Here is a 23,905-nt window from a genome sequence, read left to right on the forward strand (position 1 = left end):
GTTATGCAACAGCAGGAATGCGAATTATTAAATAAACAATTCATAGCATATCTTGGAAAAAATAAGTAGGACAAAAAAAGTAAAAATAAAATAACCTCAGAGCGTATGACCTCTGAGGTTATTTCCTATTGTACTAAGCAAAAGTTTAAAAACAGGTTTCTCTATTTCACATAACTCCAGCTGAAATCTTTCCCATGGACATCCACTTCGAGATGCCCAGGCGCAGTCCCCTCAAAAGCTCCATGCCACCAATTGCCCGATACTGCTCCTGCTGTAATAAACTGTACCCCTTTCACTTTAATCTCTTCATACAAATGCATATGCCCCTGCAGGACCAGCTTTAGGCTGTGGTCTTTAAAAAGATCAAACACCTGCTTTTGGTTTGTAAAAGTATCTGCAGCTGTATAACGCCCCTCCAAAACCGGATAATAAACCGATAAAAAAGGGACATGGGAGATAATCACCAAAGGCTGATCTTTGCCTGTTTTTTCGACAAGATCTTTTAGCCAAGCCAGCTGCTTGTCACCAATAACATAGTGGTTATCTTTGGTTTCCACACTATTCAACACGATAAACCTCCAGCCTTTATGGTCAAAACTGTAATAGGTCTGACCAAATGCCTTTTCAAAGAGCGCAAAGTCATTAGTGCCGTCGCGCAAATCGCGCGGCAAACGATCGTGATTGCCTATAGCCATGTGGTAAGGCTTTTTAGTGCGGTCAAAAAGTCCCTTCAACGACTTGATTCGTTGCTCGCCAGCCGATAGATCAGCCGATTTCAAATTGTCAATATCCACATTATCGCCACCGCTTAGCAGCAGTTCCACCTGAGGTGACAGCGATTTTAACCGTAGCTCCACTTGCCCCAGTGTAGAATCGCTATGCACATGCAGATCGGTTAAAAATGCAAACTTAAATTCCTGTGCAAGGATCGTATCAAGGCTACATAATGTGAGCAACAGAAAACATAAAGCCCTTGTCATTGAATTTTTCATTACCATCCAAATATTTGTTTAAGATTATCATTTAAAAGTATTTCCCCTTGCGGTATGGGGCGATAGTAGAATTTAGGCACCTCAAAGGTTCCTGTATTTTCGATCGTTTCGACTGTACCATTATTCCCTTCCGATAGGAATACGCCTACATCCTGCCCAAAACGGCCAACGCGATAATACTGCAATTCTCTCCCCAGACTGTTTTTCTCTTTCACCGCCGGAATAGACGATGAGGAAGCTAACAGTACGATATCCGGAATACCATCGCCAGTCATATCATGCTGCCCCAATCCGGAGAAGTAAATGCCCTCACGTTTGTTCTTCAACAATTCACCTACATTCCAACGCATCAGATCCGTGAAACGGAATCCCTCAAAAGCCAGCTCAACGCGACGCTCGCGTCTGATCTCCAGCACGAGATTACGCTGGTTGCTTTCGACATTGGAGTAACGCGCCGCCATAACGGGATCGATACCTACGCTTACAACCATATCCGGCATACCCGCACGTCTACGCAACAAATTGATACTACGATCAAGATCGGCTTGCGTCAACTGTCCCAGCTCGGCCTTTGCTTCGGCAAAATTCAATAAAACCTCCGCATAGCGATATAAAGGAATATCGAGATTATTGCGCGCTTCCAGACTGAGCGTATTCTGAAATCCTTTAATCTGATGGTAGCCCGAGAAATTTTTGGCCAATTGCTGCACATACAGTCCCGCCCCTTGCGCATAGGTATGCGAATAAATCAACTGCCATCCCGGATAAGCATACGTTTGTGCCAGACGTGGATCGCGGTTTTCGAACTCTTTGACGAAGGTGTTTTTTTCATAACCTGGCTGGGCCGCATAAAATGAACCATCTTTCATCAGGTAGGCCTGCACAAGATCACGCAAAGGATAGTACTCATAATTACCAAACATACCCGGCCATGAATCCGCATTGAGTACATTGTTGGCATAAAAGCGTCCAAGTACGATCTCTTTGTTGTTTTCAAGATTTTCACTAAAAAATAAAGTGCCGTAGTCCTGATTGGGCTTACCGGTATTGTATATACTGAAACCACCCTCGCGCATCTGCTGATCACTCAACGCTTGTGCTTTGTTCAAAAATTCAGTCGCCGTGGTTTTCAATTCCAGTTCGTTGTGGTATTTCCGGTAAGTTCCTTCATACAGGGCAAAGCGGCCATATTCCTGCAGCACCACCCACTTGTTGACAGTACCCAATTTTATTCGGGGCTGTACGTTTTGTGCAGCAAACTCAAAATCTTCCATGATTTTCTGCACGACTGTCGCACGCGGATCGCGCTTGGCAAAAAGATAATCGGTATCCCCAACTTCCAAGGCCTTATCTACCCACGGCACATCTGAGAAACGCTGCACTTTCTCTACGTAAAACCGAGCGCGAAAATAACGGCCTAGCCCCTCATAATGTGCCTTTTCACTCTCACTGATCTTAGCCTTGCCCATATGCTGTAAAAAGAAATTTATTTTGCGGAGCTGATCCCAGTTCCAGCCTCCTGAGATCGTCGCCGCAGAGGCATTACCGGCCATAATGGTTTTGATCTCCGTATTGCCTGTTGTACTTGCATTGTCTGTAGTAGCATCCGATTGATAGATCCCTATTCCTGAAAAATTGTACAATCCATTGATATACAACTCCAGGTCGGTCGCTGTATTGAAGAAATTTTCGTTATTGATCGCAGTCTCTGGAACACGATCCAAGTAGTTGTCGTTACAGCTTCCAAGCAGAGAAAGACCTGAACATACAACGGCTAATTTTATATATTTATTTATCATGATAAGCAATTAAAAGGTGACTTGAATACCTGCAGAAAAACTTCTTTGAAATGGATAAGTAAGCCCATTACCTACACGGTCCGAACCTGCAGTTGGATTGGTATACGTATTTTCGTTCAGTGTCTCCGGATCAAAATAGCGCTTCACAGCAGACCATTCGATGATATTTTCACCACTTAGATAAACACGTAGGTTACTGATCTTGGCGCGTGAAGTAATAGATTTGGGTAAGGTATACCCTATCGTTAGGTTTTTCAGACGTAGATAGGCCGCATTCAGCAAATAATTGGTCTGTGGAATGGCCAGTCCTTGGGCCTGATCAATCCGGGTACCCAAGTTACGGTCGGCAAGCCATGACTGTAAGATCGGATAAGCCGCATTAAGGTTTTGATCGGCCAGTCCCAAATTCAAATAAGCTTGCGAATGTTTCGCACGGTCAATGTCCGAATCACTTCCCGGACGGTAGAAATCAAGCAAGTGCCCATAAAAGTTACCATAAGGCTGTTGGTATGTCCCCCAATACAGGTAGTCCAACGGATAATAATCGCGTTTACCAATGCCTTGAAAAAATGCCCTAAGATCGAAACCTTTCCAATCTGCAGACAGGTCTATACCAAATTGATAACGTGGCGTGGAGTTACCAATGATCTTGAGGTCTTTGGTATCGCCAAGTGTATATCCTTTTTCAATCTTACCATTACCATCCTGATCCACATAGGTAGGCCATCCCGGTACAATCGACAAAGCGCCCCAGGGAATGATCGAAGTCTGGTCCAGCTTGGCAATCTCTGCCTCGTCTTTGAAAAGTCCGTTGCTTTGCAAACCCCAGATCTCCCCCATTTGCATGCCTTCATAATATTGCAGAATGCTTTTATTGGGGTTGTCAAAACGTGTAATTTTGGACTGTGAGTCCGACAGCAATAATTTGGCATTGAAGCGTAATGGTGCGTTAGCCAACTCGAAACGATCCTGAAAATTGACAGTCAATTCCCATCCATTGGTCTTTAGATCGGCAGCATTCTCAAGTGGCTCACTTGCGCCCAAAATATTGGGAAGATCTCTGCCCAGTGTCAACATCCCCAAGGTACGTCTGGAGTAATAATCAAAACTTGCCGAAAGTTTATTTTTGAGTACCGCAACATCCAAACCAAAATTTACGGTATTGACCTTCTCCCAGGTATAATTGGGAGAAACCAAAGGTGGAACACCAATATAGATTCCCCGTTCACTTCCGAACAAGTAATCGGCATCCTTTTTTTCCATCGAAGGAAGATAACCGTAGTTCGACACCGACTGATTACCCAATTGACCATAAGATACCCTCAGCTTTAATAAATCCAGTCCAGCGACAGACGACATAAACTTTTCACGGTCTATACGCCAGGCAGCTGAGCCCGAAGGGAAAAAGCCAAAACGCTTACTTTTCGGAAATCGGGACGAGCCATCGTAGCGACCATTGAATTCAACAATATATTTATCATCATAAGTATAGTTCAACCGATAAAATGCACCACGTAAGGCATAAGTATCAATAGCTTCACCCATTTTCATTGTTCCTGTTGCAAACTGAATGGTTGGAAAGGATTCTGAAATAAGTCCGGCACGTTCTGCAGTGATCACTTCATACCGATAATCCTCCTGGTTAAAACCCAGTACTGCATTGACCTGATGTTTATTAAAAGATTGCAAATAAGTACCGTAAATATTATAAACGTTGTAATAGGAAAAACCCGCTTCACGATAAGCCCCTGTTGTCCCCTCTTTACGGACATCTTCCGGACCGTATCCGATCTCGTATTGCTTGGTATACCAATTGCGGTTCAACGAATTACGTTGGAAAGTATAATCTGCATTTACTTTGAATTTATTACCAAAAAAGCGGAGCTCAGTATTGAAGGTAGATTGTACATCCAGACGTTTACGATCGCTTTTACCGCCATCAACCATTTGTGCGGCAATGATACCTGCCGAAGAATTGGCCCATGTTCCATCCGGGTTCTTATCAAAAGAAGTTGGAAAAATATTGTAGATATCGGGCAAACTCATCTGAGAAGGCGTAAGCCTACGTGTACTTCCGATCACTGTATTGTTACCAAATGAAATAAAATCGGAAAGCCTATAGTTTACTTTCGAACGCAGGTTATAGCGGTCAAAATAATCCTCTGCTAGCTTAACAGGCGAATTTTGTCGGTTGTAGCTACCACTGATATAGTATTGTACTTTTTCATTTGAGCCCGAGATTGACAGGTCGTGGGTATTGGTTGCATTCCAGTCGGATAAGAAATAACGTGTCCAGTCCCTGTTGCCCATATATTCCCAGACCTTGGAATCTGAAGGATTGATACGCACACCGGCAATGGAAGGGTTGTCAGATCGCTCTTTTGCATATTGATAAAACTGGTCCGAATAGTTGACATTATCCCAGGGTGTATTATCGGTTGACGTCTCCAATAGCCTTGAAAACACATAAGGATCCGTTATTTTATCGGGCATTACTGTCGGGGTATTCCACGTAAAGTTATTTGAATAGCTAACTTTCACATCGCCTTTCCCTGTTTTTGTCGTGATGATCAGAACCCCAAAGGAGGCACGGGCCCCGTAGATCGCCGCAGCCGACGCATCTTTGATTACCGTAAATGATTCAATATCCTGCGGCGCAATCCGAATCAATTCGGCTGCCGAAATAGGCACATTATCTACCAAAATTAATGGATCGCCGCCATTGATCGATGTAATTCCACGGATATTGATTTTAGGTTCCGCTCCCGGTGCTCCGGAGTTGAACTGTATATTCAAATTGGGTGAGATCCCTTGAAGCCCCTGCGCAGCATTGGAAATAGGCCGGCTTTCGAGCACATCGCCACTAATCTGATCTACAGCACCAGACAGGTTGGTCTTTTTCTGTGTACCATACCCCACAACGACCACCTCGTCCATTTGATTTGAAGCTGCGTCTGTGAGTTGAAAGACCACGCTCGATCTTTTACCGGAGGTAACAATATACTGGCACTCCTCTTTTGGCAGTAGTCCTGTATAAGTCACCAAAATACAATAGTTGCTATCCACCGGCAAATTATTGAACATGGCTTTCCCCTGCTGATCGGCCTGACCGGATCGTTTCAGGTTGCTATTCTTGTTTTTTATGGTCACCGTTGCATTGGCCAAACCTTTTGACTTCGCATCCTGCACGATGACAACAAGTTCCCCGCTTTGTTGGGCAAAACCCTTTTGGCCAAAAGCAATTGCTAGTAGCAGTAATAAAGCCCCCTTGGCTGGCCTTTTACCTGTTGAAAATTGTTGCATAGTTTTCATTAATAATTGAGCATAGTTTTCCCAGGCCTCCCTAAAAAGGGAGGCTCAGTAGTGTTTTTTTATGGATTTTATTGACTGTTTTTTACGATCGTATAGGTATTTGTTTCGGTATTAAACTTGAGTTCGAGCTCATTTGCAATACAGATCGTTTGCAGAATCTGCGCGACCTCATTTTCTATTGTATATGTACCGTAGAATGATAGTCCTGACACATCATCCGGAGAAAAGAGAATCGTTGTACGGTAGAAAGACGCCAAGGCAGGAAGCACTTCCGCCAGAGGCTTGTGGTGAAATTCCAATGTCGTTGGTACGATCTCTTCCACTGGTTTTTCTAGTTTCAAAACAGGTTCTTTTTTGGGTTGTACAACTTTTTCCGCCCAAGTTTGCCCTGGAGTCAAATAGGCAAGAAGCTTATCTTCCCCATTTTCGCCACGCTCCTTAATGGAAACTCTTCCTGTGATCAGGCGCACACTAGGCTTCCTATTTTTGGCTTCCTGCACAACCCAAAAAGAAGTTCCTAAAGCCGTTGTCAGGATATTGCCCGATAGAACTATAAATGGGCGCGATTTATCGTGTGACACCTCAAAAAAAGCCTTTCCTTGCAATTGAATCGCGCGCTGCTTTTCTGGAAAGGGTTGCATCAAGGAGATTGAAGAATTTGCCAAAAGACGGACTTTACTGCCATCTTCCAATACAATCGTGCTATCCTGTACAACAGCATAGGTTATCATTTTGGACTTATCGACCGTTTTTTCTACCTTAACGGACTGCTTGTGTTTGGCATCCCCGCCACTATTCCGGTCGAGTAGATACCATCCAAATGAAAAACAAAAAAGAACAACTGCGGCAACCTTACCCCATAACAGCCAAGGTGGATGTGCGATTTTAGTAGGTGTTTCGGTGCTTAGCAGACGGAGGTCTATCTTTTCTTTCATCCGCGTTTGAACCCCTTCCATATCAGTTTTGTACCCTTCTAAGACATCAAGTTCCTGCAACCAACGCATTAAATGTGCCCGTTCCTCATCCTTTATCTGTCCTGATGAATACTTTTGGATCAATTCTTCCAATTCCCTTTTTCTGTCTTGCATACACCCTATAGTTGCTCAAATTGGGTGATCGTACCATCGAAAAACCGTTAAGTTTATGTAAAGTTTATATTAAAGAATTTAATTAAGAACACCTTGGGTAAGGATTAAAAGAAGAGTAGAAAAGATAAGGACACGAAGACTGTCGGATTTAGCTGTTGCTGCTGCATGTGCTGGCGCACAAGATTCAACGCTTTACTTAATTGGTTTTTTACAGTTTGAAGCGATATGCCAAGTTGTTCCGCAATTTCATGATTACTGAGACTACGTTGGTATTTCAAATTAAAAACAACGCGCATACGGTCGGGCATTTCTACCATAGACTGTTCAATCGCAATCAGTACGCCTGTGTAATTTTCTTCATAGTCCACGATAGGAAAAATATCATGCAGACCATCTTGTACCATTAAGCTATACTGTTCAATATGTTTTTCATGCACACCTTTCTTTCTGAAATACTGAAACAACTTATGGTATAAGGCCGAAATAAGATAGGCTCGCAATCCGCTATGAATATTGATCATGGCCCTTCTTTGCCACAGATCCACAAAGAGATCCTGAACAAGATCCATAGCCACATCCACATCGCCTAACTTCTTAACTGCAATACGGAAAAGTGTGCTCCAATGATGCTCATAAATCTCATCAAAAGCACTGTAATCTGCATTTACCAGACGTTCTAATAGGATAGCGTCTATCGTTTTCACAAGCATACTCTCTAGATCAATAATTCTTCGTCAGCTGTAAAGATCATGCTTTAATACAACTACAATATTAAGGACAGGTAAAGAATACATTAACAACAAAAGCCTGTTATTTATGCATCTCCCCGACTTGGAAAGCTCCACCGAGCTATTATATAGCTCATTAAAGTGAATATATTACATATAATGTTTAAAAATGACAGTTCGTGTAGGAACCAGGCCATCGCTTCGATATAACGTGAATGTGCAAAAAGTAAAGACTCAATAAATGCAGTTTAATGTACATTTATTGAGTCTTTACTTATAAATTAACAGTTAAACAACCTATTGAGCCGATCAGAACATATAAAAGATACTTAACTGCGCCACGCTATTCTTAAAATCAGATTTTAGTGTCGTAGAATTAAACTTACCTACATCCATAAAACCCTGGTAGTATCTCGCTCCCAGGCCCAAACCTTTAGCTGGACCTTTCGTAAATTCATAGCCCAAACCTGCAACAGCGCCCGCATCAATTTTATCCGCAAAATCTACAAAGCCTGTATTTTTCGCGTCTTTTATCAATAGATTGGCCTGCGCCCCAACTTCCGCATAAAGACCGATAGCCGATCGATATTTTACGAGGATCGGAACGGACATATAGGATAACCTCAGGTCCTTATGCGTTCCGAATACATTGTCTGTGATTTTTGCACCCTGCGTTGAATACAGAAATTCCTCTTGAACAGACCACTTGTCTGTAAGCTTAAAATTGACAAGAAGTCCCCCGTTGAATCCTGCGAGTCCTTCAGTATCGAAGTTCGCACCTGTAAAGTTACTGTAGTTTCCCCCAGCCTTTAAACCAAAAGAGAGCCTTTGAAAAATTCCGCCCAAACCTTGAGCAAAGGATACCTGTGCCATTGCCAAGACCAATCCAATTAATAATAGTTTTTTCATCACGAATAATTTCATTTAAAATTTATGTGACAAATGTAGATGCATTTAAAGAGGCTGGAAAGCTCTATAAGAAGGCTAAATTGTCCAAAAAGTCGTTTTTTCAATATAAAACAATACATTTGAATAACAATACTTGACTATTATGGAAATGACGTTGCCATTTACGCACAATAAAAACTTGAAACAGCATAACCATCATGAGGATTTCATTTTATTGGAGACACCCACGATTGAACGACTTAATTTTCCGGTGAAATTGGATGTCACCATAAGTATTATTTGCTTTGAAGGTCATTTGAAAGGGCATTCAAATATGCGCTACTTTGAAACGGGTGCCCCCTCTCTTATTGTACTCCTCGCGGGGCATACTGTAACCATAGAAAATGTGAGTGCCGATTTTTCTGCACTTTTTATAGTCATGTCAAAGACATTTACCTCAAGTCTTAATATCGAAGAGCATCTACCCGTTTTTCTTTCTTTGCATAATCAACCTTTTATTGCATTAAAAGATGCAGAACTAACGAGTTTGGCTGATTATTTTAAAACAGTGCAAAAAGTGCTGGAAACAGATAATCCTTATACCACAAAAATTCTTCAACACCTAACAAAAGCCTATTTTTACGGGTTTGGTTACAATGCCCATCACATCGAACGTCATACACAACAGGAAAAAAAGCCCCGATTGGAAGAACTGGTTGAAAACTTCCTAAATCAGGTACAGGACAATTTCAAACAAGAACGGGGCATAGAATTCTACGCAGATAAGCTATGTGTAACTCCAAAGTACTTATCCAAGGTGATCAAAGAACACAATGGTCTGTCTGCCAAGCAATGGATTGATGACTATGTTGTGTGGGAAGCTAAAGCACTGTTGAAGTCTACGCCTATGACTATACAGCAGATCAGTAATGAGCTTAACTTCCCTTCACAATCTTTTTTCGGCAGATACTTTAAGCGATCAGTCGGATTGTCTCCGCTCGCGTATAGAAAAATGTAGAAATTTTCGAAGGTAGTAAGCACACTTGTGCAAACCCATCAAAAATTGGCTAAAAGGAATGCGACAGACTCAAATTGAGACGAGTTCCATTGCCTTTCACATAATTCATATTATTTGACTGCCATTGCGAGATCACCGTATAATAATCCTTATTGAATATGTTTTCGATTCCCAGGCGTATTAGCGATCGTGTGTTGATCTGATATTTACTGGAGAAATTGAAGGTTGTGAATGATCGGATAGGTCCTGTTCCATAGCTGTACAATCCATTAACAGGTTCAAAACGATTTCGGCCCGAAGTAGCGATCATTTGCGTTGTAAGCGACCATTTTTTCATTGGATTTACGGTAATAGAGCCCGTTATCTTAGGCGGATTGATGCGATCCCCACCAAGATATACACGACTTCCGTCCGTTAATTCCCTTTTCCCTTCAGTATATGAATAGCTCGCACCAAAATCGAGGATCGGATGTACGCGATAGTTTGCGGACAGCTCAAAACCGTAAATTTTCTCCGGAGAACGCGCAATCTGCGGATTTCCATCGACAAAAACATAAGATGCCCCCAATGTCGAAGTACTATAGTACGTTGCCGCTTCATAGGAGAATCGCCCAATATCACCTGAAAATCCGAACTCATAATTATTGGCTTTAACAGCCTTAATGGACGTACTACTGACTGTATTTTCCTTTGCTGCACGCAATACAAGTCCCAGATCGGCGACACTGAAACTTTGAGAAAAACTCACAAATGGTTTAAAGAACTGTATTTTGGTGTAACGCAGTCCTGCATTGAGCATCAATGCCGTAAAGTTCAGGTTCCCACCGTTGACCGCTACTCCACCGCCTACGTAATTTCCATTGACCGCATTTAAAATTCCTATCGTTGTAAAGTTCGGCACCTCAATATGTACATTTTCCAATCGGCTACCGGCTTTCAAGATAAGATCTTTGCCGATGTTTGTCTTCAACTGAAAGTAAGGGGCTAGATTACGCATATCCATATTCGGGATAACCGTGCGCCCATCTGTAAGCGTTGTGTTGGTTTTATCGGACAATAAATCCAAGCCGTAGGTAATTTCACTGGATACCACATCAGACCACTTAAAAGGACTATTGAAATTTAGGCGTAAACCTAGCTTTTTACTCCTGGTACCGGGCTGACCGTCTCCTTCAAAAAAATTGCTATAGTTGATCAAGGTCTCATAATCCTGAAAATAAATATTCGCATCGAAATCTGTTCGCCCAATTAATTCCTGTGCCGTGTATTTTAAACTGGCATTATGGTTATATGGCGTACCTTCCGGCTCTCCCGGTCTTTTCCCCAGGATACCCGTTGTCGGCGAATTAAAATCGCCATATTTCCCAGCCTTGGCAATGTAATCAGTATACTGTGTGCTTTTAAAGAAGTTGTACATCAGTTCCAGACGATTTTTAGCATCGATACGATAACCTATCTTGGCAAAAGCATTCCAATTTTTAAGATCATTCATGCCATATTCGGGCGACAATACCACACCGTCAGCGTCCTTGTAAAGACCCGTTTGTTCGTACCTTCCGCCTACGACATAATCCCAATGCCCCTGACTTCCGTTAAAAAGCTGGCTAACATTAAAGCCTCCCGTTTGCCCCGGTTTCACCAAAGAAAAATTACTACCTATTTCGGTGGTTCCACCAAACCTTCGGTCTACATTTGCATGTTTAGTGATATAATTGATGAGTCCACCATCGGCACCATTACCGTAGATTGCCGTTGCGCCTTTGATTACCTCAACCCGCTCGATTACACTTGGATCGAGCGAACGGATATCGCGGGCTCCATCTCTCAGCGGTGTAGATTGGGGAATGCCGTCAATCATAATAAGCACGCGTCTACCCCGAAGTGTCTGTCCCAAATTTTGCGTACGATTGGTCGAAAAACCAAGCCCAGGTACGGTATTCGCCAAGATATCACTTAGATTATTGCTAATACTGCGTTGTGATTCCAGTTGCTTTTGCGAAAGCACTGTTACCGAAGACGGTACCTCATCCAAGGATTCAATACGCCTGGAAGCAGATACAATCACCTCATTGATCCGGTTATTCGACCGAAGTACAGGTGCAATATTGAGGCTATCATTAGGTTGAATAGTGAGTACTGTATCGAGCATCTGATAACCGATTGCAGTAAACTGAAATCGGTGTGTTCCCGCAGATAATGACGAAGAAAACTTACCGAATGAATCGGTCTGCAGTTTTTTTGTAAGATCTATTTTCACCGTTACATGTGAAATTGCTTCTCCCTCCGCAGTACGGACAGTTCCCGACAGATGACCGTCTTGCGCATACAAGGTAGTTGTCGATAATAAGATCAGTGCTAGCGAAGAAATTATTTTATTGTTATTTGAAGGAAGGCTATTCTTGCTATCGGTTAGATCGAATGAAATAGATTTTCGGTTGTTTTTCATGATGCACAAATATATTATTATTTATAACAATTCTAAATAATTAATATAAAAGTTCTACCACTATTTTACCGAAGCCAAATACTTCTTTTAAATCGTTATCAAGTCCCCATTTTGTCTCCCGTTGTATTCAACAGGAGACAACGATACTTCCTCAAAAAAGCTGTTTATAGCTGCGTAAGCCATTCTAAATAGCAATCCATATGCCTTATAAATATAAAAAGACGGCCAAAATCTACCGAGTGACATTCATTTACGTTTCAATAAACAAAGCCGTCTGAATTCGCTCAAACGGCTTTGTGCTGCACGATATTCAGCATGGAGAAAAAAGTCAACATAGCGCGGATTTCTCCTACCAGTCGATAGCCTCTCTCCTCAGTTAGGAATTATTTCGGATATGCACATCGCGCTGCGGAAATGGAATTTCAATCCCAGCCTTATCCAAAGCTTCCTTACAGTCAATGATCAGCTGTTCCTGCATGGTCCAAAAGTTTTCATTGGAGGTTGTGACGCGTACAGAAAGGTTGATCGCACTGTCGCCAAGTTCTGTCACCACCACCTGTGGCGCAGGCTCTTTAAAGGCAAATTCATTGTTTCTAACGATGTTGAGGAGTATTTCTTTTGCCTGTTTCAGATCAGCATCGTAGGCAACGCCAATGTCAAACCATGTGCGGCGTGTTCCAAGTTTTGTATAATTGGTGATGCTACTATTTGACAATACCCCATTTGGAACAACCACCTGCTGATTTTGCGGTGTATTTAACTTGGTATTGAAGATATCAATTTCTGTCACCGTACCCGCGATATTTGTAGTGGAGGTTATGTAATCGCCCACGCGGAAAGGCTTGAGGAGTAAAATCAGTATACCGCCGGCAAAATTGGACAAGGATCCCTGCAGGGCCAGACCTATGGCCAGACCTGCTGCACCGATAATGGCCACAAATGCAGAGGTCTGCACCCCCAATTGTGTAACGACAACGATAAATAATAAGATATTTAAAATCCAGCTGATGAGATTGCTTAAAAATCGCTGCAGGGAAACATCCATTTGTCGCCGCTCAAATGCCTTGTCTATCATCCGTTTGATTAAGCGGATAATCCAGGATCCGATCAGATAAATAAGTAAAGCAGAAATTACGGCAGTAATAACACGGGGCGCCCAGGCGATGGCAGAGGAAATAAAATTATTCCAATGTTGCTGGACATCGTTCAATTCTAAATTGTTCATAGCAGTATTTATTTTATTAAAAATGTAAGGTTTAGAAACAAAAAGGGTATTATGTTGCTTTTATTCTAATTTAAAGCACATTAAATTACATTTTCTCTAATTTAAACAACTAAACAGTAGAATTGTTCTTAGGAAAATCAAACAATATGGTCTTGTATCATTCCGTATATGGAATCTGTGACAAGAAAAATAAACAAGAAAGACGCCGCAGTTGGCTAGATAAAATCATAAATCCCATTTTTCCAGCCCAATATTTTGGTGGAATCCGCATCAAGCCAGTTTTTCAGCAGTGTTGCGTATACTTTTCGAAAATCTTCCGTATACTGGAGATCCCCTTCATTGAGCTGGGTTAGGTCAGGCAAAGCATTGAGCAGCCCCTGTTTTTTCAAGCCTCCGGATAGAAAGAAAAGTTGGTTGGCCGTACCATGGTCAGTGCCATTGCTGGCATTCTGGGCCACCCTGCGACCAAACTCCGAAAAGGTCATCAGCATGACATGCTGAAAAAGCCCATTTTTCTTGAGGTCGTCCACAAAAGCCTCCACGGCATCGTTGATGGTGTGGAATAAGCTCTCTTGCCGCTGCTGCTGATTGATATGCGTATCAAAACTACCAATCTGCAGATAATATACCTGTGTATTGATATCTGATTTAATCAACGAGGATATCGTCTTCAGATCCTTTCCAAGCACCGAATCGGGGTACGCTGCCGCGGTCTTCCTAGCTTTACTCTGTTCAAAAATATAGTCGGCATTGTTGATTGTATCACCCAGGGTCTGATACAGATAGGATACTGTTTCTTCTTCATGCTGATGCTTATGTTCCTGATAGAGTGTATTAAAGTACTCTTCACGGCTGGTCTGATAAAGCTTCTTGGGGTCTTTAAACGCAAACGCTTTTTTCTGTTTTCCCTTGAGAGCAAGGCTCAGCATATCATTCACTTCGAGAGCCTGCGTCGGATGACCGCAGTCGTAACAGGCCTGATCGAGGTAGCGGCCTATCCAGCCGCTCTCCAGGTACTCGTCGCTTCGGCTCGCACTATGCCATATATCCATGCTGCGAAAATGCGATTTATTGGGCTCGGGGTAACCGACGTTGTTGAGTACAGCCAGTTCGCCACGATCATAAAGTGTCTTGAAAAAAGGTAAGGCCGGATGAATGCCCGCTTCAGCTGTGAGGGTTAGTGCATTATCGACCGCAATCGTCTGCCGTTCCCGAAAATAGATATCATTGTGCATCGGAACAATAGTATTCAGCCCATCATTGCCACCACTAAGCTGCAAGATGACCAACACCTTATGTCCCCTTTCCAGCGCTTCGGGCAAGGACATGGCTTTTAAGAAATTGGGCAGCAGCAGGGATGCTGTTGCGAGTGAACCTGCTTTGAGAAATTGGCGTCTTTTGATGATCATGGCTTCCTATTTACGATTAACAGAGTTGATATTCGGGGATACTCATTACTTCAATAATAGTCCTACGGCGGCTTCCCCCAGCGTAGCTATCGCGCAGTGTCTTACCAAAGGAAGGTTGCTGCTGCAGCAAGAGCTCAAAGGGATCCCGATCTGCAAATGCAGCCTCAACCCCAGCCCAGTCAATGGATATTTTCGGATTTTTGTAGGCCTTAGCCAGGGCCCGCGACTGCTTCATCCCCATATCGAGGTCGTCGTCATTCTGCGCGTCAAGGTCCAGCGGCCGCAGGCCGGTCCATATCTGTGGTATCTGCATCCGGAGCAACAAGGTAGAGCTGTCGATCCAGGCTTTTCCAGATGGCCATCCCGCCACATTCGGCGGATACAAGAGCATCTGCCCCAGCAACTTTTGATAAACAATAAGGTTTTCGGGATTCGCGATCTCCATGGGCAGCATGCGCATGATACCGGCCATGAGTTCCACCGGTGACTTTATTTTGTTGCCCACATTTTTGGAGTCGTAAAACCAGGCGGCCGTAAATACACGGTCTAGCAACCGCCTGACATCATATCCTGAATCGAAGAAATCTTTACTCAGCGTGTCGACGATTTTCTGATCCACTTGTTCGTTGACCAGAAAACGGTAGAGTTTATCGGTGATAAATCGGGCCGTAGCGGGCTGCTCCAGGATAATGTCCAGGATAGCATTGCCGTCGAAATTTCCGGTTCTCCCCAAAAATGTTTTGCTGCCGGAGTCATGAAACTTTTTACGTTCCAGGAACTGGGCATCCTTGTCATACGACCAACCCGTAAATGCGCGCGCAGCCTCCCTAACATCCGATTCAGTATAGTTGCCACGTCCCATCGTGAAGAGCTCCATCACTTCCCGGGCAAAGTTTTCATTGGGATGGCCTTTCTTATTCTGCTGGTTGTTGAGGAAATTGAGCATAGCCGGAGCTTTGGAAACGGCGAACAGCAGATCCCGGAAATTTCCAAGCGCATTTTTCCTGATTTCGTTGAGGATATGAGCGCTAAAATTGGAATTGATAACCCGGCTTGCAAAATGTCCGTGCCAAAAAAAAGCCATCTTCTCCCTGAGCTGATCCTCGCTATGCACCATTTCATTCAGGAAATTAAGGTTGATTTCAATATTACGCTTTCGGTTGAGCTGCTGAACCTGCTTTTTGTCTGTGGCATTCAACTTGGAAAGCGCAGTATAGTCGATGTCGGTCTGCTCCGTATTGAAACTGATGGGATGAAATTCATGTTGCTGAGCATATTGCTTCCAGAGGACTGCGGTAGACTGCTGTTCAAAAGCCGGAATCTGCTGTAGGCTCATCCCAAATCCAGCGCGATTTGCCAGGTGCATATTTTTTTTAAAATCGGACATCATCAGTTTCCATTTATACCTAAATAACGAATTATTTATAAATGTTTGCCTAGGGTAGATTCGATTTAACAAACATTAAGCTAAATTAACAAAGTGACTACCAGCCCGATACTTTTCAAACTCCGATTTTTTTCATTAAATTTAATCATATATAGGCACGCAGAGCCCCTTGTTGACGTTGCATACCTGTTTCACAAGCTACAATCATCAGTTGATAAACCTTTAAAACGAAATATAAGATGGCAAAATTAATCTACGTTTGGATTTCAGTATTCATTCTGCTCGTTTTTGTGCAATGCCTAGGAATTCAAAATGAGCCATCCGAAAACTTCGACTGGTTATTGGGAAAATGGCAACGTACCAACGAAGCCAAAGATAAACGGACTTTTGAATATTGGCAGAAAATCAAAGACACTGAATATGCAGGTTTTGCTTTTACCCTGCAAAACCTAGATACCATCCATCAGGAAAAAATGCAATTATTAAAATCCGACGGCGACTGGAATTTATTGGTTAAAACTCCCGAGGAGAAAGATTTTATCGCATTTGAGATAACCATGCTAAAAGACGGCCTGTTCGAGTGTAATAATGATTCGCTGCCCTTTCCTAAAAAGATCACCTACTGGCGTGAAGGTGAAAAGCTGAAGGCTAATGTCGCTGGCGACAGTCTCCAGATTCCCTTCGAATTTACCAAGATTTCAAAATAACAGGAAAGCCTCCCTTTTCATGAACAAAGCCGCCTAGGACTATCCAGGCGGCTTTGCATTGTGTTGAACACAGTTGTGGATAGAAAATAATCCGATGTCATTTTACTCAATCAGGAAGCTGGCGCCGCTGCTTTCATCTTCTTTCGAACGACCAAAGCAACAACCCAAACGAGGAGTAATAGGCCCAAAATAGCACCACTTTTCCCATTTATAGCCGGAAAAAAATTGTTGAGCGAATGAAATGCACTAACTGCAATCAGCGAGCCAGTCGTATCAGCAACTTTACCTATTCCCCAACTTCCCAATATCAAAACCCCAAAAAAGAAGAATTGTACAGGTGTGAAATCAAAATTCAGATGCCATAAAAACCATAACAAAGACAGTAAGAGTATGCTGTAAAGTGGCTTCAATGCTTTAAATTCTTGGTAGAGAAAGCCACGCCAGCCGATTTCCTCCAGTAGACCATAGATGAGTACCGAGGAAACAGCTAAATAGGGAATTTTACCTTGTGTCAAATACGATACGGTATTTATTAGAACGACAGGAAATACCCAATAGAGGATAATTGGCAAAATCATACTTTTGTAGTTTCCCCTGAGTGACAGCGCAGGTTTTATTTTGAAAACCAAAAACACAAAGACTGCTCCTAAAGCCGGTCCAGCGCCTGTAAGAATAGATTTTAAATAGGGGTTTTCAAGCGTGCTTAGTAATTCCGTTTTGTTGGTTAAATACCGGCACACTATCGCGATGATATAATAAATGACGACTGCCCAATAATTGACTTTTCTTTTCATAATGTTGATATAGCTTTTTTGCAATGCCCAAAAATAGCTGCATTAAAACCAAAAATACTTGACGAAAGTTAAGAAATCTTTTTCCGTATTCTGCTGAGGCTCTCAGGTGCAATACCCAAATAAGATGCGATAATTTTCAAAGGTGTCCGCTGAAAAATCTTCGGCCGCTCTTTTAATAATTTAAGATATCTTTCGGTAGGTGATAATGTCAGTAGATTGATTTGTTCGGACTGCTTTGCCGTAAACATGATATCCGAAATCGCTTTGCCAATAAGCAGCGATCGGTCCGATTTTCCGTAAAGTCCCTGAAGATTCTGATAGCTTACTGACCAGAGTTCAGTGTATTCTATGCATTCGGTTTTGATGACCGTTGGTTTCTGTGACACAAAAGAAAGGTAATCGCTGAAAATCTGGTTTTCATAATACAGATTGATACATATATCTTTATGCTGATAGGGTACAAAATGACCTACAGAACCTGAAACCAGTATATTAATAAACCGCTCGGTCCGGTCATAATCTTTAACAACTTCATTTTTAGTAAAAGTACGGCATTCCACAACTTTTGAAAATTCAACCCAAAATTTAATATCAACAGGGTAATAGGCATCAAATATCTCCTTGATGTTTTCGGGACTTGGAATTTTCATATTCAATATCGGCGATCAGTCGGCTTATTGTGTTCAAACACCTAAGATAAGGATATAGCCAAACTAATCATAGTTTACCGCAGAAAAAAAGACGTAATCCCGGATTAGCTCATCGGTCGAGCCATTTCTTAAATTCCGCCACTTTGTTTTTGCTGATCAGGATAGGCGCTGTACTTTGCGGTTTTGTTTGAATACGAAGCTGATTGCGACCGTATATCCATATACTTTCAATAGCATTGACATTGATAATATACTGCCTGTTGGCCCTATAGAAGATCAGATTGTCCAACTCTTTTATTAAGTCGTCCAGGCTGCTGTTGACGGTATACTCCTTCCCTTCAAAGGTAAGCACTGTAACAATGTTTTCATTCAAAACAATATAGGCAATGTCCGCTGTATCAATCCTTATAATCTCGTCTTTCACGTAGGTTATCAGTCGTTTTCTGTTTTTTTCCTCTAAGGAAACTATAGGTACTTCAGGCTTTTGTCTTAGCTCCAGCTGTTTATTCAGTATGGTAAGGCTGTTAACCTCAGCATTTAGTCCTCCTATCTTCAAATCGATGGCAAGCTCATATTTACGGTAAAGCAATCGGATCAAAATGTAGCAGCCTGCGGTAATGAGCACGATCAACACGATTGCACCTGTCAAAAACTGGCGGTAAAGATTTTGCAGCTGTTTTTGCATCACGTCGATATTGGTATGGCTAGCCAACATCCAGTCCGTTCCTTTGACCGGATATACACTGACAATTTCGGAACTACGGTTCATCTTCTCGGGAAATGCACGTATACCCGAGCTTCGCTGCCCCGATTCCAATACCTGCTGAAAACGCTGTTCACGTGCAATATTCGAAAAAGTAGAATTCCCGGCATCAATTTTCTTACCGACAAATGCCGGATCGGGATGACATAATTCTATTCCCGCCCTGTTATACATGCATACAAATTCACTTTGCACATCGGTATTTAATATGCTCTGCTGCAAATTGGCGATCACTTTCTCCGGCGGCAGACCGACCTCAAGTTGCTGTTCCAACAGCATACCCAGTTCACGGATCTCGCGCTGTCCCGACTGAATTTTCTGCTCGTTAAGCGTTTCTTTAGCCTGCGTATAGAAATAATGCAGGGTGGCCATGGTTGCCAGCGAGCATAGCAGCGCAATCACCGCAAAAGTGAGGATATATAATTTCGTTTTATTCACCTTAAAAAATCAAAGCTTAAAAAATCAATACGACTAAAATAGTGCTTTTAGGGCATTCATTCAAGCTAGATTATTCCCTTTTACGGGCTATTTTTCCCCTCTCATCAACATGTCTATCATCTTATCGATTCACCAACGCTATGTTTGTGTAGATAAATCTTAATGGAACAATGAAAAAAATCAGATTCGTATTATTGTCTATCGCGGTCATTATAGCACTTATGCAACTCATCAGACCCAAACAGCCGAGCAATACCCCCAGCAGCGACCTGCCCGGCATTCCGCAGGAAGTAAATGCAATCCTCCGGAGCTCCTGCTTCGATTGCCATTCAAGCCAGACGAACCTACGCTGGTATGATCAACTGACACCGGTCAATTATCTTGTCAATGACCATATCATACGCGGCCGAAAGGCTCTGGATTTTTCAAACTGGGGCCAGCTCCCGCCAGCTGTACAAAATACCAAACTCTATTATTCACTCAATAAAATCCTATGGGGCCAGATGCCATTGCCCTCCTATTTACTGGTCCATCCACAGGCTGCACTGTCCGAAAAAGAGATCCGTACCCTTAAGGATTTTGTGCGCAGCCGTAGGGCAGCCATTGGGATAGATACGATCAAAACGGACAAAATCAAACAGCAGTTTGCCGATTTCGTACAGCAGAAAATGGGGCAATCCAATCAAACCATACTGCCCGCACCAAATGGCATTCGCTATATTTCCGACTACCGCAATTGGACTATCATTAGTATAACCGACCGTTTCGACAATGGCACGCTACGCATGATCTACGGCAATGACATCGCTATCAAGGCTATCCAGGAGCGGCAGACAAATCCCTGGCCCGATGGCACCATTCTCGCCAAGGCTGCTTGGAAGCAAATCGCAAATGCAGATGGAAGCCTGTCGACCGGCGATTTTGTACAGGTCGAGTTTATGATCAAGGATGCAAAGCAGTATACAGCGACATCCGGCTGGGGTTGGGCACGCTGGCGCGGTAACGATCTGAAGCCTTATGGTGGTACAGCCCTATTTACAGCAGAATGTATTGCCTGTCACCAACCTGTCAAAGGAAATGACCTGGTCTTTACCAGACCCTTGGATCTAAAAAAATTAACTGTTAGAAATCACTAAGTCATGAAAAACACAAGCTATATCGTAGTAGCCCTGCTACTGACATTACTGGTGGGCTGCGCGCAACAGAACCCGGCCACGGATACCGCATTGGGGCTCAATGAGAGCGCCGCCATCCACGAACTGGCCGATCTACCCGAAAATCCGCTATTGCTCCACGGCATTACGAGCCGCATTCAACCCAAAGATGGTACCCTGTCCACGCTCTATGGCAATACCATCGCGTACGACCATGCCCATACAAAGGGAGCCGGCAACTACCCTGCCGGAGCGGTACTGTATTACGTCACCTGGCAATCGGAAGCCGACAAACAATGGTTTGGTGCCAATGTCCCAGCGTTGATCAAAACTGTCGAGCAAGTTAAGTTTACCGATGAGAACAAGGTACAATATGCGCTATATAGGGACAATAAACGCGAATCCGAAATCTCATCAAGCGGAATGCGAATCAACCTGATCAGAAACATGAAAATCGCCACTTTCGTGGAATAAAAGAGACGCAGTACGCAGCGATAGCTACTCAAAATAACTTGTAAAAGAATCTTTTATAAAAAAAACCGCCTAGGTAGTCCCAGGCGGCTTTGTATGGTGTGAAACAGAATTATGGAAAAATAATCCAATATTCAAAATGACAGCAAATAATCCGATAGGTAAACGATAGGCCTATGCCCTATTTTTTCGAATAACCTTCCATGATGTTCTTTGTTTTCAGACTTTGGTATTTTACCGTTTCTGGAGCATCTGATTTTATTATTTGTTCACAGGCATCGTATATGGCGCGGCGCTGATACGAAAGTGGGAACCAGCTCAGCGCTTCGAGCGCTGTTACACGTATATCCGCCGAGTTACTTTTATCCAGAACGGTCTCAATCAGCACCGGCACCATGCGGTGATACCGGTACAGACGCATGGTACGGATATCATTGAGGCGCTCCTTTTCCTTTTCTTCCTTGTCCAAGATCTTTTTGGTCAAGGTTTGGGTTGTTTTCTCGCCAGAAAGAACGATCTGGTCCAGTTTGTCCGCCAAAAGCTTCGCATTGCTCAAGCCAGGATTTTGTCGAATCTGCCGATCGATTTCCTGTTTGACCAGCGCTGGCTCCATAAAACTAAGGGAGGTACGCAGACGGTAGCCCACCCGTTCGGAGTGTGGGTCACTCAGATACAGCTGGATCATATCTTTGACAAAATCATTTCCGCCAAATTCCGCCAGATCATACACTGCCGAACGGCGGATAAACTCATACGAATCGGACTTGGCAGCATGCAATACCTCAAAATAATCCGGATTTTCCAGTTGACGCAATTGTATAAAAGCCTGCGTACGTACGGTTTCAAATGCCGATTGAAAGTAATACTCTTTCAATAAAGGGCTTACTTCTTTTTCAAGCAATATACGCGAAAGATAGACCAGGGCCAGCGCCTGCAGATCGGCATCATTTTCCTTCAGCAGCGTGCGCCAGTAGCCTGCATTCCGATCGTGTGAACCGATCGCTGTATTGATTTTCAGCCGCTGATCAGCCTTACCTGCAAAATGAAAGGTTGGGTCACCCAGAATATGTGTTTCCAGATACGCCATATGTTTCATCCAATTTCCTACACGAACACCATGCTGCAGCAAACCCATAAGCTCACCCGGCCACAAATCCTGTAACACCCCTACCGAATTGGCCACCGCCGCGATATTGTCATTGTCTGAAAAAGGATAATAGCCCGCCAGATAATTGGGCAGATGAAAGGAGCCTGTCAGACAGGAGTTGAGGTAAACCAAAGGCGCTTTGATATGGGCGTCTTTGATATCGTGGATCTGCATATCCATATCGTCATTGAACAGGGAATCTGCCGCTATACTTTTGGGGTCAAAGGCATCGGGCATCCACTTCTCGTTTACACCAAGGGATTCCATAAACGATTTTTTGACCGCTTCCACATCCCTGCCATCCTCTTTTGCAGATCGAAGCTTGGAGCGGAGGTAACGAGCCACATTCTCCATGGAAGGCTGCGGATTAGAAGCTAATGGATAGCCATTGAGTAGCTGCAGCGTGGCTGTACCATGTCCGGTCATATATGCAAAATCCAAGCCCTCCCGCTTCAGTTCATTCAATATATTGAACTTAATGAAGTTGTCGGAGCGAAAATTGATAAACTTGACTGAATTTCCCGGAAGAAACAAAGCGGGCATCTGCGATCTGAGTGCCAGCGCATCGCCGATTGTCGCGTTGACCGAATTGGAATTATAGCCATGACCGGTTGAAGCGATCATATCATTTAAGGGGGTTGCTTGTGCTTTCTGCTGAACGACCTTTTTTAAATATGCCTTGATTTTCGCAATAGGATCTTCGCCATTTTCCACGGGCGGCTTGATCCGCGCCGAATAGATATCCATCTGTATATACTGCGGCGAAGCAGCACTTAGGCTATAATAAAAATAATTGGACCTCGACTTGGCCGTATCCTGTTTGATAAAGTCAAATTGCAGATCAAAATCATCGTAGTACCTGTCGGATGGCACCGATGACTTATCCCAGCGGATATTTTGCGACATCTTAAAGGCCGAAGTCAAAAACTGTGCATCCCGTAGCATAGGAATTGGAATATCACCGATCAGCACTGTACCCTCCAGGGGCTGCTTTTTTGCATACAGGCTCTTCAATAACGTCCGGATCTCGTCCGGTTTGGCCCATTGACTCGAAATAATATAAGTGCCCAATCCATCTTTTTCCACTGCGGCACGATAAGCATCGATCTCAGGCTTTGCCTGATCGTAGGTATGCTGATCCACAATGATCGCAAAGCTGGTTGGACTTTTTACAGTAGGTTCCTGTATGGATTGTGCATGGAGCTGCTTCACAGCCAATAGACTCAATGCGAGGGATAAACCGGTAAACGTAGTATGCTTCATATTAAGATGTATTAAAATACGCATAAAGATGCATGCAAATGTACATTAACTTTATTTAAAACGATTAAAAATAATATATTTTATGCTGAAATATATTATTTAACAGCGCATTAATCGGATTTAACTGAAATAATATTTTAAAATTCACTTATTTATAATAAATCTAAATACATATATTTGCAGCATGCTAGTATCAACAAGCAAAAACAATTAGTCATTAATCGCT

At 43.0% G+C, this 23,905-nt stretch carries 18 protein-coding genes; 4 read left to right on the forward strand and 14 right to left on the reverse strand.

Annotated features, from left to right (window positions below):
* Positions 1-161: 161 nt before the first annotated feature.
* The 6 genes from HS960_RS09230 to HS960_RS09255 all read right to left on the reverse strand — a co-directional run bounded on the left by HS960_RS09230 (position 162) and on the right by HS960_RS09255 (position 8,828).
* Entirely contained in the window at positions 162-992 is an 831-nt protein-coding gene (locus HS960_RS09230) for a metallophosphoesterase family protein (protein ID WP_182332258.1), read from the reverse strand.
* Positions 992-2,791 (reverse strand): RagB/SusD family nutrient uptake outer membrane protein, encoded by a 1,800-nt coding sequence (locus HS960_RS09235; protein WP_153847584.1) that lies wholly within the window; start codon positions 2,789-2,791, stop codon positions 992-994. The genes HS960_RS09230 and HS960_RS09235 overlap by 1 nt, the downstream gene beginning before the upstream one ends.
* A 9-nt stretch (positions 2,792-2,800) precedes the next feature.
* Complete coding sequence (locus HS960_RS09240; protein WP_228280265.1) at positions 2,801-6,094, reverse strand: SusC/RagA family TonB-linked outer membrane protein; 3,294 nt, start codon at positions 6,092-6,094, stop codon at positions 2,801-2,803.
* A gap of 77 nt (positions 6,095-6,171) precedes the next feature.
* Positions 6,172-7,191 (reverse strand): FecR family protein, encoded by a 1,020-nt coding sequence (locus tag HS960_RS09245; protein WP_182332260.1) that lies wholly within the window; start codon positions 7,189-7,191, stop codon positions 6,172-6,174.
* A gap of 104 nt (positions 7,192-7,295) precedes the next feature.
* Complete coding sequence (locus HS960_RS09250; RefSeq protein WP_182332263.1) at positions 7,296-7,895, reverse strand: RNA polymerase sigma factor; 600 nt, start codon at positions 7,893-7,895, stop codon at positions 7,296-7,298.
* A 333-nt stretch (positions 7,896-8,228) separates the two neighbouring features.
* Positions 8,229-8,828 carry a porin family protein gene (locus tag HS960_RS09255; protein WP_153847588.1) on the reverse strand — a complete coding sequence of 200 codons (600 nt, stop codon included), beginning with the start codon at positions 8,826-8,828 and terminating at the stop codon, positions 8,229-8,231.
* A gap of 142 nt (positions 8,829-8,970) precedes the next feature.
* Here HS960_RS09255 and HS960_RS09260 point away from each other — a divergent pair, with 142 nt between their 5' ends.
* Positions 8,971-9,825, forward strand: a complete 855-nt coding sequence (locus HS960_RS09260; RefSeq protein ID WP_182332265.1) for a helix-turn-helix domain-containing protein — start codon at positions 8,971-8,973, stop codon at positions 9,823-9,825.
* 49 nt (positions 9,826-9,874) lie between these two features.
* Here the strand turns inward: HS960_RS09260 and HS960_RS27000 are convergent, their stop codons facing one another.
* The 4 genes from HS960_RS27000 to HS960_RS09280 all read right to left on the reverse strand — a co-directional run bounded on the left by HS960_RS27000 (position 9,875) and on the right by HS960_RS09280 (position 16,295).
* Positions 9,875-12,271, reverse strand: a complete 2,397-nt coding sequence (locus HS960_RS27000) for a TonB-dependent receptor (protein ID WP_182332267.1) — start codon at positions 12,269-12,271, stop codon at positions 9,875-9,877.
* 376 nt (positions 12,272-12,647) lie between these two features.
* On the reverse strand, positions 12,648-13,496 hold the full coding sequence (locus tag HS960_RS09270; protein WP_159726997.1) for a mechanosensitive ion channel family protein: 849 nt from the start codon (positions 13,494-13,496) through the stop codon (positions 12,648-12,650).
* Positions 13,497-13,711: 215 nt separating this feature from the next.
* On the reverse strand, positions 13,712-14,905 hold the full coding sequence (locus HS960_RS09275) for a DUF1501 domain-containing protein (RefSeq protein ID WP_182332269.1): 1,194 nt from the start codon (positions 14,903-14,905) through the stop codon (positions 13,712-13,714).
* A 16-nt stretch (positions 14,906-14,921) separates the two neighbouring features.
* Positions 14,922-16,295, reverse strand: a complete 1,374-nt coding sequence (locus HS960_RS09280) for a DUF1800 domain-containing protein (protein ID WP_159727001.1) — start codon at positions 16,293-16,295, stop codon at positions 14,922-14,924.
* Positions 16,296-16,531: 236 nt separating this feature from the next.
* Between HS960_RS09280 and HS960_RS09285 the strand changes: the two genes are divergently transcribed.
* Positions 16,532-16,999 carry a DUF6265 family protein gene (locus HS960_RS09285; protein ID WP_200845527.1) on the forward strand — a complete coding sequence of 156 codons (468 nt, stop codon included), beginning with the start codon at positions 16,532-16,534 and terminating at the stop codon, positions 16,997-16,999.
* 110 nt (positions 17,000-17,109) lie between these two features.
* On the opposite strand, the gene HS960_RS09290 is transcribed toward HS960_RS09285, so the two are convergent.
* The 3 genes from HS960_RS09290 to HS960_RS09300 form a co-directional block, all read right to left on the reverse strand.
* Entirely contained in the window at positions 17,110-17,793 is a 684-nt protein-coding gene (locus tag HS960_RS09290; RefSeq protein ID WP_159727003.1) for a CPBP family glutamic-type intramembrane protease, read from the reverse strand.
* Between the two features lie 68 nt (positions 17,794-17,861).
* Entirely contained in the window at positions 17,862-18,443 is a 582-nt protein-coding gene (locus tag HS960_RS09295; protein WP_159727005.1) for a Crp/Fnr family transcriptional regulator, read from the reverse strand.
* A gap of 109 nt (positions 18,444-18,552) precedes the next feature.
* Positions 18,553-19,644: a LytTR family transcriptional regulator gene (locus tag HS960_RS09300; RefSeq protein ID WP_159727007.1), complete on the reverse strand. Its 1,092-nt coding sequence runs from the start codon at positions 19,642-19,644 to the stop codon at positions 18,553-18,555.
* A gap of 170 nt (positions 19,645-19,814) precedes the next feature.
* On the opposite strand from HS960_RS09300, the gene HS960_RS09305 reads away from it, so the two are divergent.
* Both HS960_RS09305 and HS960_RS09310 read left to right on the forward strand, forming a co-directional pair.
* Positions 19,815-20,780 (forward strand): cytochrome P460 family protein, encoded by a 966-nt coding sequence (locus tag HS960_RS09305; RefSeq protein ID WP_153847596.1) that lies wholly within the window; start codon positions 19,815-19,817, stop codon positions 20,778-20,780.
* Between the two features lie 3 nt (positions 20,781-20,783).
* Positions 20,784-21,272 (forward strand): hypothetical protein, encoded by a 489-nt coding sequence (locus HS960_RS09310; protein ID WP_153847597.1) that lies wholly within the window; start codon positions 20,784-20,786, stop codon positions 21,270-21,272.
* Between the two features lie 178 nt (positions 21,273-21,450).
* Here HS960_RS09310 and HS960_RS09315 read toward each other — a convergent pair whose 3' ends face one another.
* Positions 21,451-23,679: a HEAT repeat domain-containing protein gene (locus tag HS960_RS09315; RefSeq protein WP_228280267.1), complete on the reverse strand. Its 2,229-nt coding sequence runs from the start codon at positions 23,677-23,679 to the stop codon at positions 21,451-21,453.
* Positions 23,680-23,905 lie beyond the last annotated feature (226 nt).

Origin of the sequence: Sphingobacterium paramultivorum (genome assembly GCF_014109745.1) — a bacterium.
GTDB lineage: Bacteria > Bacteroidota > Bacteroidia > Sphingobacteriales > Sphingobacteriaceae > Sphingobacterium > Sphingobacterium paramultivorum.